Below are 408 nucleotides of genomic sequence, written 5' to 3'. Positions count from 1 at the left end.
GTGCTGCTCGAAAAGCTGTGCTTGATTTAAGAGAGGATCAACTTCTCTTATGCTTAAAACTCCCCAAAGAACTCCAAGCTCAAGCTCTTTTTAAAGCGCAGGAAGAAGCAATTAGAGAGCATATTTCTAACCTCTATCCACATTACATTCTCTCACCCTTTGAGCGCCAAAAATTTAATTTATGGCTTAAAGGTACAAAAGAAAAATAAAAGGTGTGCTTTTGGTTTCGGAACGAAAAACCAAAAAGCACACCCTAAAAGACATTTTCTATTGGGGCCTACTACGACCCCCAATAGATCAATAATCATTAATCAAGAAAGGAAAAAAGCAGATGCAAAAACAGAAAAAAGAGCAACGTTCAAGCAAATGGGCCTTCCTTCTATATAAGGAAAGGGAGAAAAAAGAGGA

The 408-nt window shown here is 37.7% G+C and carries 1 protein-coding gene; it reads left to right on the top strand.

Going from position 1 to position 408, the window contains the following annotated elements:
* On the top strand, positions 1 to 209 hold a 209-nt coding region (locus ETC27_RS17815), incomplete at its 5' end, for a hypothetical protein (protein ID WP_205742764.1).
* Positions 210 to 408: the final 199 nt, after the last annotated feature.

It is taken from the genome of Onishia niordana (assembly GCF_004798965.1).
Classification (GTDB): domain Bacteria; phylum Pseudomonadota; class Gammaproteobacteria; order Pseudomonadales; family Halomonadaceae; genus Onishia; species Onishia niordana.
Note: the sequence above shows the minus strand (reverse complement) of the source record. Positions and strands in the feature narration are given on the sequence as shown.